This is a genomic window from Belliella filtrata (genome assembly GCF_022549775.1).
GTDB classification, from domain to species: domain Bacteria; phylum Bacteroidota; class Bacteroidia; order Cytophagales; family Cyclobacteriaceae; genus Belliella; species Belliella filtrata.
Genome location: NZ_JAKZGP010000042.1, coordinates 1 through 14201, shown reverse-complemented (window position 1 = coordinate 14201; position 14201 = coordinate 1). Strand labels below are relative to the sequence as shown.

The following is a 14201-nucleotide window of genomic DNA, read 5'->3' as shown; positions in this document are numbered from 1 at the left end:
ATCAATTACATTGCTTATTTTGTTTAAAAAACACCTAACTTATTAATTGCTTGTTACAAAACAAAGTTTTGCCCTCAAAAAAACCGCACTCATCCCAACTAATAGGCATGCTGCAACAATGTTTTAAAAAAAATCAAGTTATTGATAAGAAATTGCAATTAAGATAATAATTTTGCTGTCCCACGTTTCATGTTATGCACCAGGGGTGCTAACTTTAAACAAATTCACAATATAAAATTCAATCAATCAAATAATGGGATTATTCGATTTTTTCTCCAGTGATATTGCTATAGATTTAGGTACCGCAAATACGCTAATCATACATAAAGATAAGATCGTCGTAGACGAGCCGTCTATCATTGCTATAGATAGGACGACCAACAGGGTGTTGGCGGTAGGTAAGGATGCGATGAACATGCACGAAAAGACGCATGAAAACATCAAAACAATCAGGCCCCTGAAAGACGGGGTGATTGCGGACTTCTATGCTGCTGAGCAAATGATCAGAGGATTGATCAAAATGATTCCAGGTCACAAGAAAGGCATGTTCCCTCAGTCTCACCGCATGGTAATCTGTATTCCTTCAGGCATTACCGAGGTGGAAAAGAGAGCTGTAAGGGATTCTGCAGAGCATGCTGGTGCAAAGGAAGTCTATATGGTATATGAGCCAATAGCTGCCGCCATTGGTATTGGGATTGATATTGAGAAGCCAATGGGCTCGATGATCGTAGATATCGGAGGTGGCACCACTGAAATCGCACTAATTGCCCTATCAGGTATAGTAGCTGACCAATCTATAAGGGTAGCAGGTGATACATTTACCAAAGACATCTTGGACTACATGAGAAGGCAACATAACCTCCTGATAGGTGAACGGTCTGCGGAAAAGGTCAAAATAGCCATTGGATCAGCACTTACAGAATTGGATGATGCACCTGAAGACTATGAAATCCGAGGTAGAGACCTGATGACAGGTATACCGAAGGTGATAAAAGTTTCCTATTCTGAAATCGCATTTGCACTTGATAAATCTGTATCCAAAATCGAAGAAGCAGTACTCAAAGCGCTTGAGATCGCCCCTCCAGAGTTGTCTGCTGATATCTATGACAATGGTATTCACCTCACTGGTGGTGGTGCATTGCTCAAAGGTCTTGACAAAAGATTACATCAAAAAACCAAGCTGCCAATTCATATTGCTGAAGACCCATTAAGGGCAGTAGTAAGAGGAACAGGAACCGCCTTGAAAAATATTTCCAATTTCAGAACCGTTTTGATGACTTAATGACTGAATGCAGCGCATTTTATTATTCTTATATAGTTTAAGGGCATTTCTTTTATTTGTATTTCTGGAGGCAATCGCCATATGGTTGATTGTCTCCTACAATTCACAGCAAGGTTCTGCATTTTTCAACAGCTCCAACAAATTTAGTGGCAAAGTATTGACTGCTCAGAAAAATGTGTCCGAGTACTTTTCTTTGGCTGATGTCAATGCTCGTTTGCTTGATACCAATGCGGAGCTTCTCACAGAGCTTGAAATCCGAAGGAAACCAGCAGATAGTGCATATGTTTTTGTAGACAGCACCTTGGCTGCAAACTTTGATTTCAAAGGGGCCAAGGTTATAAACAACTCGATTAGGCTAAGTCAAAATCATCTCACGATCAATAAAGGATCTAGACATGGTATCAAACCAGGTATGGGTGTATTCAATGGTGAAGGCGTTGTAGGTAGAGTCAAAGGTGTATCTACCAATTTTGCTACTGTAATCTCCTTATTACATACTGAATTGCTAGTTTCTTCCAAAGTAGATTCTTCAGAAGTATTTGGCTCAATCAAATGGGACGGTGTAAGTCCACGGTTTGCAAAAATGCTTTATGTGCCAAGGCACGTTAAAGTTGCCGAAGGTGACAACATCGTGACTTCTGGATACAATGCAGTCTTCCCTGAAGGCATCCAGGTGGGAGTGATTTCAGAAGTAAAACAAGGCTCTGACACCAACTATCTTGATATAACTGTAGAATTGGCTACCGATTTTACTAAAATTTCATATGTGTACTTAGTAGAAAACACCGTAGAAGCAGAATTAGACTCATTATACAGTATTTCCGGAATCAAAAATGAACAGTAGCAGGGCATTTATATTGACCGCAAGTTTTATCTTATTTTCACTGGTGCAAATCATTGTCCTTAAGAATCTTGTCCTTTTTGGTACCGCCTTCTGTTTTCTACATGTTTTGTTTTTGCTTTTGTTACCTATAGAGACCAAGACTATTCCAAGCTTATTTATAGGGTTTGTACTTGGATTGTTTGTTGACTTGTTCTATGACACTATCGGAATTCATACTGCATCTATGCTCGTGATAGCATTTTTACGAAGTCCATGGATCAAAATACTGACACCTACTGGAGGCTACGATGACAACATGAGACCTACTTTACTCAATGTTGGCTTTGGTTGGTTTTCTACTTACAGTTTGCCTTTATTACTGATTTACAATTTAGTTTTCTTTTTTATAGAAAATTTAGGTACTGATTTATTCTTTCCTGTCGTTCAAAAGATCATAGCAAGTACTATTTTTGTATTTGTAATGAGTATAATTGTTCAACTGTTATTTTACAGGAGAAGGAGAGGCATATAATGAACGACAAAAGGCCCATCGTACTGATCATTGTAATATCATTGGTCGGTGTTATTTTATTGACAAAATTATTCTTGATTCAAGTAGCAGATGACAGCTTTCTCAAGAGAGCTGAAAGAAATGCTGTGCAAAGGCTTGTGGATCATCCTTACCGAGGATTGATATATGATCGTACAGGGAAAATATTGGTTTATAACAACCCCTTGTTCGACTTGATGATCATTCCAAAGGAGTTCTCTGTAAAAGACACCACCCGGTTCTGTGAGATTTTCAACATCACCAAAGAGCACCTCATAGAAAGCTATACAGCAGCAAGGAAATACTCATCTGTAAAGCCTTCCCCATTGATCAAGCAAATTTCCACTACTGAATTTGCGAAAATTCAAGACTACTTGATCGACTACCCTGGTCTTTTTGTAACTACAAGGTCAGTAAGATCATACCCACAGCCAGTAGCAGCCAATGCTCTTGGATATATTGGAGAAATTAGTGCAAGACAACTGGAAAGAGATACAGTAAAATATTATAGACAGGGGGACTTTGTGGGATTAGCTGGACTTGAAGGCTTTTATGAAAAGGAACTTCGAGGTGTCAAAGGTGTCAAATACAAAATGGTCAATGTAAGAGGTGTAGATAAAGGATCATTTAAGAATGGTGAATACGACACCACTTCAGTCGCAGGAATCAACCTTACGTCTACGATTGACTTGGAGTTACAAAGATATGGAGAAATGCTCATGACTGGTAAAGTTGGCACTGTGGTAGCCATTGAACCAAAAACAGGAGAAATCCTTGCCATGATATCAGCTCCAACTTATGACCCAAATTTACTTACAGGATCTAAGTTTGGGACCAATTACTCCGCTTTGAATAAAGATGAAAAACTACCCCTATACAATAGGCCAATCATGGCTACTTATCCCCCAGGGTCGATTTTCAAGATAGTTCAGTCGCTGATTGGTCTTCAAATGGGCATATTGACACCAAATACTACTTATGCATGCAATAGGTCTTTGGTAGCATGTCACAATCATGCCAGCCCAGTGAACCTCTTTGGTGCAATAAGAAACTCATGTAATCCATATTATCATCAGGCCTACCGGGCTATGATCAATAGGGAAGCATCTTCCAACACTTTCAAAGACACCAAAATTGGTTTGGATCAATGGAGAGAAAAAGTGCTTGCATTTGGATTAGGAAGTAGTTTGGGAGTAGATATTTACAATGAAAAATCGGGAAGCATACCTTCTTCAACTTACTATGACAGGGTCTACGGAGAAGGTCGATGGAAATATTCCACCATTTATTCCCTATCCATAGGTCAGGGTGAGATGATGGTCACACCCATTCAAATGGCCAATTTGGCTGCAATTTTCGCAAATAAAGGGTATTATTACCCTCCACACTTGATAAAGGCCATAGATGGTGATCCTGACAGAATCAAACCAGAGTTCCGTACACGAAAAGATGTCGGAGTAGATGCTCATCATTTTGACTTGATCCAAGACGCAATGGCGGAAGCTATATTTGGAACAGCAGCAAGAGCAGCCATACCCGACATTCAGATAGCAGGAAAAACTGGAACCGCACAAAACCCGCATGGGGAAGATCACTCTGTATTTGTAGCCTTCGCTCCTAAAGATGATCCAAAAATCGCAATTGCTGTGTATGTGGAAAATGCTGGATGGGGAGGTAGAGCTGCGGCAAGTACCGCGAGCTTGTTGATAGAAAGATATATCAGAGGTGAAGTTACCAGACCTGCCTTGGAAGAATATGTTCTAGCTGGAAAATTCATGTAATATTGAGACAGGACGATTTATATATTAATAAGATTGATTGGCTTACCATTTTTATCTATGGGGCATTGGTCTGCATAGGTTGGATCAACATTTATGCTGCCGTGTATGACGAGCAAGCAGCCAAGAGCATTTTTGATTTTTCGATCAATTCAGGAAAACAGTTGGTATGGATTGGAACAGCTGTATTGCTAATTACATTGATCATGGTGGCAGATTACAGGCTATTTGAAAACCTATCCTTGATACTCTATGGGCTATTTCTTTTCCTCATACTTATCACACCCTATGTAGGAAAAGAAGTGAATGGTCAAATCCTATCGATTGGTTTTGGAAATTTCAGAATACAACCTGCGGAATTTGCCAAATTTGCAACAGCACTTACTTTGGCCAAATACATGGAAAGACCAAGTGTCGATTTGAGCCAACCAAAATACCAAATGCAGGTTTTACTTATCATCATGATTCCTGTGATCCTGATATGTCTTCAACCTGACTATGGAAGTGCGATGATCTATTCGGCATTTTTCATCATGCTGTATAGGGAGGGGATGCCCCAAAAGTACTACGCACTTGCTTTGACAATGGTAGCTGTTTCTCTCCTCGCATTAGGAATAGAAAACAACCTTTACTTGGTGGCTGGAATAGTATTGGTGATCATTATAATCATACTCCTAGGGAAAAAATCAGTGGGAAGAATCATTTCACTTTCCCTGATTGGTCTTCTTGCGATTGCTTACAGCTATAGCTTAGACTACGTGGTATCAAAGCTTCCTCAGCATCACCAGAACAGGATTATGGTGCTTTTCAACCCAGATCTTGACCCGCTAGGTGTAGGCTGGAATGTGACTCAATCCAAGATCGCCATAGGCTCTGGTGGTTTCTTGGGCAAGGGTTACCTGGAAGGAACCCAAACAAAATTTGACTTTGTACCAGAGCAACATACTGATTTCATCTTTTGCACTCTGGGTGAAGAGTTTGGCTGGATCGGTAGCCTGGTGGTGATATTCCTCTTTTGTGCTTTGCTGATCAGGCTAATCATGCTGGCAGAGCGACAGAAGAATAGGTTCTCTCGAGTATATGGATACTGTGTAGTGTCTATTCTGATGTTTCACTTTACGATCAATATCGCAATGACCATTGGGCTGTTTCCTGTGATTGGTATCCCACTTCCATTCTTCAGCTATGGAGGCTCTTCTTTGTGGTCTTTCACTATTCTCCTATTTATCTTTATCAAACTGGACTCTCATAGGATTCAGCTTTTGGGTAGAATGAGCTAGTTGTTGAGCACTGAAATTTTGTTTACTTCAAGCTGTTAGCTTTAAAAATACCATCCTTACTAAATCAACCCCCTGGCCTTCAACTCCAAATACTTGTTGATCGTATTGATGCTGAGTTCGGAAGGCTTGGTCAAGATAGTTTGAATGCCGTGGCGATTGAGCTCCTTAGCCATAAGTCGCTTGTCATACATGAATTTCTCCGCTACTGTCTGCTTGTAAACTTCTGAAATCTTGTCTGGCACTTGCTCAGTTAGGCTCTCTAGAAGTGTGTTTTCGAACATAACCACCACGAGCAAATGCTGTCTTGCAATTGCCTTGAGGTAGGGCAATTGCCGCTGAAGGGCTGTCTGATGCTCAAAATTTGTGAATATCAGCAACATACTTCTTTGACTTACTTTTCGCTTCAGCCAGTTATAAAGCAAGCCAAAATCTGTATCTAGAAAATCAGTATCCAAGCCATACAACATCTCCAAAATCCCTAAAAGGTGAGATTTCCGACTACTTGCTTGCATAGACTTTTGCATGCGATGCGAAAATGTAATTACACCAGCTTTGTCTCCCTTTTTGATAGCCACGTTGGAGAATGCTAGGCAACTATTGATCGCATAGTCTAATAGACTGAGCCCATTAAATGGCATTTGCATGACCCTACCCATATCTATGATAGAATAAATAGGTTGAGACTTTTCATCTTGGAACTGATTGACCATCAAGTCAGCTGATTTGGCAGTTGCTTTCCAGTTGATGGATCTGATATCATCTCCGGGGATGTAATTTTTGATCTGCTCAAACTCCATCGTGTGGCCGATTCTCCTGATTTTTTTAAAGCCATAATCAAACCGTCGGATATTAGTCGCCAGAAAATCAAATTGTTGCATTTGAATAAATGAGGGGTAAACCTTGACCATTTGCCCTTTTTGAAAACTAAACCTCCTCTTCACCAGACCAATTCTACTTAATACAAATACATGAAGATCACCAAAAATATACTCACCTCGCTCCAATGGGGTCAATGTATAAAAGACCTCTTTCTTTTCCTTGGCTTCCAACTGATCAAAAATCTCAAAATCTCGCATCTGAAACTGGGCTGGAACTTCATCTATTAAGGTGACTTTCACAGCAAACCTATACTTGTTTTCAAGCGAAATCAACACTTGATTGGCGTCTGAATTTGAAAACCTCTCTGGAAGTAGCCTATTAGCAACCAGCCCATTACCTTGTCTAAATAGAAAAACAGTATCTAAAAGAAAGAAAAAACCTAGTGTATACAACAAAATCACACCCAGTGTAAACAATGCCGTAAACCAATAAGACACCAGAAAAGTCAAGCAGATAGCCACCAATGCAGCATAAAGCCTTTTCCCTAAAAAAAACTGTATAAAAAATCGCTTTATCATCACCTTGGAATTTCTACGGATTGGATGATCCCTTCTATCACCGTATCAGTCGTCAATCCTTCCATCTCTCGATCAGGATTTAGGATGATCCTATGGCGTAGTGCTGGTACAATTACCCGCTTTACATCCTCTGGCGTGACAAAATCCCTACCATTGACCGCAGCCATCGCTTTGGAAGCATGCATCACCGCCAAGCTTGCTCGAGGTGAGGCGCCAAGGTACAGGCTAGGATGATTCCTGGTCTTCACAACTACTTGTGAGATATACCTTAGAATTTTCTCTTCTACACTCACGGATGAGGAAATCGCCTGAAAAGAAACCACATCAGCGGGGCTTAATATGCCAACTACCTGCTCCAGTGCTTCTTCAGACTTTCTCATATGCTGGCGCTGAAGAATATCAAACTCCTCCTCAAGATTAGGATAATCCAACTTAATCTTAAATAAAAATCGGTCTAATTGTGCCTCCGGAAGGTTGTAAGTACCTTCTTGCTCGACAGGATTCTGCGTAGCCAAAACCATAAATGGTGCATCCATCTCATATCGCTTTCCATCAATGGTAACTTGACGCTCTTCCATCACCTCAAACAGTGCCGATTGGGTCTTTGCAGGAGCTCGGTTGATCTCATCTATCAATATCATATTTGAGAAAATGGGACCTCTCTTAAACTCAAATACCCCTTGCTGCATATTCAAAATTGAAGTACCAAGTACATCACTTGGCATCAAATCAGGTGTAAATTGTATCCTGCTGAAATCAACTTTAATAGTCTTAGCAAAAAGCTTGGCAGAAATAGTCTTAGCAATACCTGGTACTCCTTCGATCAATATATGACCTTTTGACAAGAGTCCAATCACGAGCAAGTCAATCATCTCTTCTTGCCCTACGATTACTTTGTTGATTTCGGCTTTGATCCGAGCTACTGATTCACAAAGCTCCTGCAGTGGCAACCTACTTTCAAATTCCATCCCACCTGTGGGAATAGTATCATTTTCTTCCATGATTATAACTTTTAAATTCGTGGATTTTCTTATTCAATTTCAAAACCTGGCTTTCATTATGAGAAGTTTGCTTCAACAACTGATTGATCATATCAAACAATTCCTCTGTTTCTCCAATTGGACACCCAGAACGAGATGATAGCTTTGTGACTGTCTCCTCATCTATCACTTGAATATCTACTCGATACTGATTACGACAATACTCATTGAACAGCAAGACTTGTTGGTTTATATTCTCTGAATAGGCTTTTTTTTCCAAATACATCCCTGAAATTGTCTCTGCAAAAGCCACCGTTTGGTTTTCCAGAGGCACAACCACAGGGATGACTCTCTGTTTCCTTCTTCCTTCGAACACTACCCATAAGCCAACCGCAACTAAAAAAACATAGTAAGCCATTTTTAAATACCTATTTGAAAGGAAAAGATAAAGTGGTGAATCATATACTCTCCTACCTATTTTGTTATAATTGTCATAATATAATTTTCCTTTTTGAGGGAAATAGGCCAATATGCCTTCAGTGTATCTTTTTCTTTCTTTATCTAATAGGAAGTAGTTCGAAAATGCTAAAGGAAAAGTATGTAATATAAACTTTCCCTCCCCAAAATCTACCTGAATAAAATTAGGTTGAGATTCATTTTCTGACGCTTTATACTTGTTTTTTCCCAACACCTTGATATCTAATGAATCGCTAAAGGTGAAATATTCTAAGTTAGAAGACTGGTTGAAAAGGATTTCATCCTGATTTAGAAGGCTTTTATTTTTCAGGCTTAAAATAGCCTCTCCTCTTAGGTCATTCGCAGCGAATATCAAATGCCTCTTTACACCAAGTGTATCTAAGAGCTCCCGCCTAATCGCCCTAGCAGAAATGAAAGCTGTATTCCCTTGGCTCACCCAGTTCAAAAGCCTCTCTTGTGTCTCTTTGTCAACAGAAAAGTTAAGGTTAAAAACCAAAAGTGCTCCATCTTCAGGACTCCTCCTCAACCACTCATAAGTAGATAGGTCGATTTCCTCTACTGGTCGATCAGGGTCAATATTCATAAGTAAATCATGAAACACACGACCACCATAAGGAGAACTGTCTGATTTATCATAGCTCTCTAGCCAGCTCGTACCCTGTCTGCTCTGGGTCTGTAAGAACAAAAGCAACAGAATCAGAGACACAAGTACACCTATGAGTATTTTAAACTTTTTTCGTCTCATAGCTCCTTTTTTAACTCTCCAAAGACAGCATTCACACGTTCAAAGTCTTCTTTATCTACATCAAACCCTCCATACCATATATAATCGTAGATTCTAGTCACAGCTGCAAAGCTGGCCTTAAGACTCCCACTTGGCAGCTCTTTCATGTAATCATGGTTGGTTTTTTGTATTCCCCAATCGATCAGAGACTTATCCATCATGGATTTCAAAACAGATAAATAAGAGTATCGAACAGCCAACCTGTAGTCTCCAACCGCGATGGCCGATCCAATCAAACTATTGATGTCTTCTTGTGCCAATACCTCTAAATTCTCACTTTCCGCTACAGCAAAGCCTTCAATTTTTCTATCAGAACCCTCATCATCATATTTCATCACAGCCCAGACCAGTATGATCAAAAGAATGAAAACAGCCAAGTAAGGCAAAGATTGCATTAAAAACTGTGCTACTTTCCCGAACTCCCTATCTCCAATCAACCAATAAAAAAATCTGTCTACTAATTGAAAAAACTTCTTTTGCAGTCTGTCAATCCAAGACTCTTCAAGTGACTCTTCAATATACAGAAAATCTGGGTCAGCACTATAGCGGTCGATATAGGCATCTCCAAAGTCAACTGGCGCCAAAATCGTTTCAGAGCCAGTAGAGGTTGTTGATTCCTCTTGAAATGCATAAATGCAGCAAGAAATCATCAATAGTGAAAAAGTAAAGAAGTATTTGTACATATTAAGCATCTAGCTCATCAATTTTCTGCCTAAGTCCAGTTCTATTTTTCTCTTCATCCAAGTCAAAATAGATAAACCCTAGCGCTATCAACAAAACTACGGAAAGCAAATTACTACCAGCAGAAGCTATAGCATTCAAGAGTATAGCAATAAAATCCTGTGATTGCCCTACGGTAGATAAGTCCCCTGATTGTGATATGGACACCATAGATTTGACCATTGTATATACTAGAGAAGGAACTGAAAAAGCAAAAGACATGATTCCAATCACAACAACGGTCACTATCAATGTACCAAAAGTTACCCACCAGTAACCTTTTATCAATCGAAAACTTTCTCCTACTGAACTGAAAATACTCATTTCTCTAAATAAAACCACTGGGAAAAACATTGCTATTGGTACCATAAAATAAATCCCTGGTATAACAAAAAAAACCAACCCAAAAATCAACATCAAATAAGCAAGTAATGCCAAGCCTATCATATTGCCAAAATTACTCTTTGCTTCGTCCAAAATATAGTTATGATCAAGATCAACCCCTTTGCAAGCCTCATATTCTTTGATAAAGCTAAAGACTGTTGAAGATGATGTTGCGAAAAATATCAAAGAAGCAATCCCCATAGCTCCAATTCCAATCCCGAAATTAGTAGACTGCAACATTGCAAGATCAGCTACTACATATTGATAATATACTGAAGCCAGCACGACCAAAATATAGGGAATTAAAGACGTCTTGATCAAGACTGCAATCAAAGGCTTATAGTTTTGACGTGTAAAAGAAAAAGTGTCTGAAAGGATTTCACCTAGTTCTCTACGCTTCTTGAATTGAATGTGTCCGTTTATCATGAGTTAGTTTTTTGTGCAGCTTGATAGGTAATATAACGTAATAGTAAATGATTAAAAACAGCGAAGATGTGATGATCGCTATGTTAAAGATATCGGGAAAATCTGTAATTCTAGTGATAAAACCTTCCAAAAATCCAGCGATGATAAAGAAAGGTATGGTGCTGATGAGAATCTTCAATCCTGCTTTTGCACCTTTCTGGAAAGAAACCAATCGGCTGTAAGTACCTGGAAATAATATACTGTTGCCTAGGACAATTCCAGCGCATCCTGCTATGATAATCACCGAAATCTCAATCGTCCCATGAATCCAAATTGTCCTAGCAGATTCCCAAAGTAGACCTTGATCATAAAAGAAGTATTGAAATGAACCTAGCATGATAGCATTCCTCATCAATACAAACAATGTCCCAACACTCAGCAATACACCAAGAGAGAATGCTGTCAATGCTACCCTGATATTGTTCACAGTGATCCCTAAAAACATGTCAACTTTGTTCATGTCCTTATATACTGCCATAGGGTCTCCTTTGGAAATATTCTCCAAGGTCATATTGACATAACTATCACCTAGAATGCTCCTTACAAACGCTCCATCTGTAGCAGCTGAATTGACTCCAACCAACGTGAATAGCATAAAAGTCCCAAAGGCTACGGCCAGCTGAGGCAAATATTGATAGAACATCTCAGGAAATTCTTCCAAATAAAATTTCCTAAACCTACCTTGGGATTCTTTCTTAGTTTTGTAGATCTTTTGGTGGGCTTTGGAAGCAAGCTGGTTCAAATAGATATGCGTATTGCTGTCGGCATAAAATGTCTGTGCATAGCTAAGGTCATCTGTAACTTCGATATACAAATCTCCTAATTCTGCTGGAGTATATTTGAGATTGTTACTTAGAACACTTTCAAACTTGGTCCATTTATCTTTATTTCGTTTTATAAAAGTTGCTTCCCGCATTTATAACTTCAATTTCATCAAAGAAAACAATAAATGAAAGAATTTCAAATCAAGACTGCCCAAAATATTAGTATAAGTCAAAATGCTGCTAATGTAGGCACCCGAATTGGGGCGTACCTGATTGATAGTTTGATTATTTTCTTTTATATCATTTTTGCGATCTTTGCCGTAGCGGGAAGTGTTCAGAGCATGGATTATTTGTGGTCACTTTACACTTTACTATCACTACCTGTATTACTGTATCACCTACTTTTTGAGATTTTCATGAATGGACAATCTCCAGGTAAAATGGCTCTGAAAATCCGAGTAGTAAAACTGGATGGGTCGAAACCAGCGATGAGCAATTATTTCATCCGATGGCTGACAAGATTGATCGATATTACTTTCACATCTGGAGGATTGGCGATTTTATGGATACTTATCTCTGGCAAAGGACAGAGAATTGGTGATTTGGCTGCTGGTACTACAGTGATTTCGGAACAATCCCCAATAGGTCTTAGGCATACTTTACTTCAAGAAGTAGCTGAGGATTATGTACCAAAATATCCCCAAGTAATGTCTCTTACAGATAGACAGATACAAAACATCAAGCAAATCAAATTCGAAGCATTGAGAAGTGGAGACTTTGACCTTATCGACAAGCTTGCTAAAAAAACAGCCTCAATGATGCAAGTAGAACCCGAGGAGAAAAACATGAGCTTCCTAGAGAGAGTCATCAATGATTACAATTACTATACGCAAAAGGGGTAACTCATTTAAGCGAGCTCAGAAAACTTAAGACAGTCTCAAGAAATTGTTTTGGCTTTTCATAATGAATATTATGCCCTGTGTTTTCGAAAATTGTATGATTCACTAATTTAGGGTGAAGGTTTTTCAGCTCTGCATTCGCTTGCTCAAAAGGGAATAAATTTGAAAATCAATAGAAGGATTAAATCTGCAGGATTTTAAAAACAGGGGGAAGTACCAAGGAAATTCCCCAAAGAAGCAGGTGATTAATAGGATTCCTTTTTTGATCAGCCATTATAATCAGTTTATTTGAAAGTTATTTTTTTACAACTTCGTATGTTGCGTAGCGAATAAAATCCTCTTCCACTTCTGGATCTACTATTTGAAACAAAAGCCGATTCCCCCGCAAGGCGGTCATTAATTTACCATTTACTGGAAGCTCAATATCTCCACTCACTTGTTTAGTACCATCAAACACTATAAGTCTATGATAGTTTGGATCTTGAAAATGATGGTAAGTGGGGTTTTCAGCAATCTTTTTCTGATAGATGCCGAAGGGAATTTCTCTTATATAATCCAAAACTATTTTTCCTCCATCCAGAAGAAAAATATTATGGTTTCTTGAGCTTAAGCTGATCCTTCCTTTATAGGAGGGTAAACTTGATAATGAAATACGCTCACTATTGAGCAATTTAAATTCACCATGTTGAATTTTTAATCTAAGCTCCAATTTGTGGGAATTTAAATCATAAATTGTAATTTCATCATCTAATGAAGTAGTCAAAAAAAGTTTATTATTTGATTTATCTATTTTATATATCGGAAAATAAATTGAGCCAATAGATTTATCAAGTCGTTCAAAATTATTTCTTTCGGAAACTGAGGCTAATTCAAACAACTTTCCTCTTTTAAGATCAAGAAATTCAATCAAATGACTTGTTATAAAATTCCTACCATCCAAATATCTACTGGTACCACTAGGAATAGTAGAAAAAATTAAACTTGAAGAAGTATTTTGAGAATAATAATATTCAAAATATTCCATCCTTCCGTATATTTGAACATTAGTCCCCGGCTGGTACTTTGTTCTAGCTTTAATATCTAGCTTTTGATCAAACAAGACAATTTCAGTGGGGGACTGTACCCAAATTTCCCCTTCCTTCGAAAATGCCATACTGTTACTTGCAGTTGATATCTGATTAGGCCCTTCTCCAACCAACACTTTTTGAACAATTATTTTGCCCTCGTGATTAACAAGGCATACTTTAAGACCATCAGGAGTTCTTAGATATCCTAAATAGAGTCGAGTTTTGGGATAGTAGTCAAGGATTTCAATAGGGTATAGAGAATTGATTGTAAATTCTTCTGTTTTTTCTAACTTATATTGGGAATGTGCATAGAAAGGAAAGGTGATAAAAAAAATATTTAGAACGACACTAGATAGTATTCTTTTTGATATTAAAAACATAGTTATATCGGAGTATTTTTTACAATTTAAAAAAAATAATTTTGATTCAATGTCGTTTAGTTAAGGATTAAATTGGTTTATAATTCATATAATGAGGTTTTTTTGGCTTTTTGAGCCTGGGTAGCTTTCTACCTGGTCTTTCAACTTCCCGAGTTTTGTAGACTAAATCAT

14 protein-coding genes are annotated in these 14201 nt (G+C 38.4%); 6 read left to right on the top strand and 8 right to left on the bottom strand.

Going from position 1 to position 14201, the window contains the following annotated elements; translation table 11 throughout:
- Positions 1-253: 253 nt before the first annotated feature.
- From MM239_RS14540 to rodA, 5 genes are read left to right on the top strand one after another with little or no spacing between them, the layout of a single operon-like run.
- On the top strand, positions 254-1282 hold the full coding sequence (locus MM239_RS14540) for a rod shape-determining protein (protein WP_241295231.1): 1029 nt from the start codon (positions 254-256) through the stop codon (positions 1280-1282).
- A gap of 7 nt (positions 1283-1289) precedes the next feature.
- Entirely contained in the window at positions 1290-2126 is an 837-nt protein-coding gene (mreC, locus tag MM239_RS14535) for a rod shape-determining protein MreC (protein ID WP_241348979.1), read from the top strand.
- Positions 2116-2637 carry a rod shape-determining protein MreD gene (locus tag MM239_RS14530; RefSeq protein WP_241348978.1) on the top strand — a complete coding sequence of 174 codons (522 nt, stop codon included), beginning with the start codon at positions 2116-2118 and terminating at the stop codon, positions 2635-2637. The genes mreC and MM239_RS14530 overlap by 11 nt, the downstream gene beginning before the upstream one ends.
- Positions 2637-4436, top strand: a complete 1800-nt coding sequence (gene mrdA, locus MM239_RS14525) for a penicillin-binding protein 2 (protein ID WP_241348977.1) — start codon at positions 2637-2639, stop codon at positions 4434-4436. Before MM239_RS14530 ends, mrdA begins: the two co-directional genes overlap by 1 nt.
- A 2-nt stretch (positions 4437-4438) precedes the next feature.
- The gene (gene rodA, locus MM239_RS14520; protein ID WP_241348976.1) at positions 4439-5713 is read left to right on the top strand and encodes a rod shape-determining protein RodA; all 1275 of its coding nucleotides are present in this window, start codon (positions 4439-4441) and stop codon (positions 5711-5713) included.
- Positions 5714-5772: 59 nt separating this feature from the next.
- On the opposite strand, the gene MM239_RS14515 is transcribed toward rodA, so the two are convergent.
- From MM239_RS14515 to MM239_RS14490, 6 genes are read right to left on the bottom strand one after another with little or no spacing between them, the layout of a single operon-like run.
- Positions 5773-7110 carry a DUF58 domain-containing protein gene (locus MM239_RS14515; RefSeq protein ID WP_241348975.1) on the bottom strand — a complete coding sequence of 446 codons (1338 nt, stop codon included), beginning with the start codon at positions 7108-7110 and terminating at the stop codon, positions 5773-5775.
- Positions 7110-8111 (bottom strand): AAA family ATPase, encoded by a 1002-nt coding sequence (locus tag MM239_RS14510; RefSeq protein ID WP_241348974.1) that lies wholly within the window; start codon positions 8109-8111, stop codon positions 7110-7112. Before MM239_RS14510 ends, MM239_RS14515 begins: the two co-directional genes overlap by 1 nt.
- Positions 8098-9312, bottom strand: coding sequence for a DUF4350 domain-containing protein (locus MM239_RS14505; protein ID WP_241348973.1), 1215 nt, complete (start codon positions 9310-9312; stop codon positions 8098-8100). The genes MM239_RS14510 and MM239_RS14505 overlap by 14 nt, the downstream gene beginning before the upstream one ends.
- On the bottom strand, positions 9309-10034 hold the full coding sequence (locus MM239_RS14500; RefSeq protein WP_241348972.1) for a DUF4129 domain-containing protein: 726 nt from the start codon (positions 10032-10034) through the stop codon (positions 9309-9311). The genes MM239_RS14505 and MM239_RS14500 overlap by 4 nt, the downstream gene beginning before the upstream one ends.
- A 1-nt stretch (position 10035) precedes the next feature.
- On the bottom strand, positions 10036-10881 hold the full coding sequence (locus MM239_RS14495; RefSeq protein ID WP_241348971.1) for a hypothetical protein: 846 nt from the start codon (positions 10879-10881) through the stop codon (positions 10036-10038).
- Positions 10847-11836: a stage II sporulation protein M gene (locus MM239_RS14490; RefSeq protein WP_241348970.1), complete on the bottom strand. Its 990-nt coding sequence runs from the start codon at positions 11834-11836 to the stop codon at positions 10847-10849. The genes MM239_RS14495 and MM239_RS14490 overlap by 35 nt, the downstream gene beginning before the upstream one ends.
- 33 nt (positions 11837-11869) lie before the next feature.
- Between MM239_RS14490 and MM239_RS14485 the strand changes: the two genes are divergently transcribed.
- Positions 11870-12586 carry an RDD family protein gene (locus tag MM239_RS14485; protein WP_241348969.1) on the top strand — a complete coding sequence of 239 codons (717 nt, stop codon included), beginning with the start codon at positions 11870-11872 and terminating at the stop codon, positions 12584-12586.
- Positions 12587-12709: 123 nt separating this feature from the next.
- Here MM239_RS14485 and MM239_RS21220 read toward each other — a convergent pair whose 3' ends face one another.
- Entirely contained in the window at positions 12710-12829 is a 120-nt protein-coding gene (locus MM239_RS21220; protein ID WP_394801511.1) for a DUF6625 family protein, read from the bottom strand.
- Between the two features lie 49 nt (positions 12830-12878).
- The gene (locus MM239_RS14480) at positions 12879-14030 is read right to left on the bottom strand and encodes a hypothetical protein (protein ID WP_241348968.1); all 1152 of its coding nucleotides are present in this window, start codon (positions 14028-14030) and stop codon (positions 12879-12881) included.
- Positions 14031-14201: the final 171 nt, after the last annotated feature.

Excerpts from the sequence above, each read along its gene's own strand:
- MM239_RS14515 (WP_241348975.1), bottom strand. The coding sequence starts at position 7,110 with ATGATAAAGCGATTTTTTATACAGTTTTTTTTAGGGAAAAGGCTTTAT.
- MM239_RS14505 (WP_241348973.1), bottom strand. The coding sequence starts at position 9,312 with ATGAGACGAAAAAAGTTTAAAATACTCATAGGTGTACTTGTGTCTCTG.
- MM239_RS14540 (WP_241295231.1), top strand. The coding sequence starts at position 254 with ATGGGATTATTCGATTTTTTCTCCAGTGATATTGCTATAGATTTAGGT.
- MM239_RS14530 (WP_241348978.1), top strand. The coding sequence starts at position 2,116 with ATGAACAGTAGCAGGGCATTTATATTGACCGCAAGTTTTATCTTATTT.
- MM239_RS14510 (WP_241348974.1), bottom strand. The coding sequence starts at position 8,111 with ATGGAAGAAAATGATACTATTCCCACAGGTGGGATGGAATTTGAAAGT.
- mrdA (WP_241348977.1), top strand. The coding sequence starts at position 2,637 with ATGAACGACAAAAGGCCCATCGTACTGATCATTGTAATATCATTGGTC.
- MM239_RS14480 (WP_241348968.1), bottom strand. The coding sequence starts at position 14,030 with ATGTTTTTAATATCAAAAAGAATACTATCTAGTGTCGTTCTAAATATT.
- MM239_RS14495 (WP_241348971.1), bottom strand. The coding sequence starts at position 10,881 with ATGATAAACGGACACATTCAATTCAAGAAGCGTAGAGAACTAGGTGAA.
- mreC (WP_241348979.1), top strand. The coding sequence starts at position 1,290 with ATGCAGCGCATTTTATTATTCTTATATAGTTTAAGGGCATTTCTTTTA.
- MM239_RS14490 (WP_241348970.1), bottom strand. The coding sequence starts at position 11,836 with ATGCGGGAAGCAACTTTTATAAAACGAAATAAAGATAAATGGACCAAG.
- MM239_RS14500 (WP_241348972.1), bottom strand. The coding sequence starts at position 10,034 with ATGTACAAATACTTCTTTACTTTTTCACTATTGATGATTTCTTGCTGC.
- MM239_RS14485 (WP_241348969.1), top strand. The coding sequence starts at position 11,870 with ATGAAAGAATTTCAAATCAAGACTGCCCAAAATATTAGTATAAGTCAA.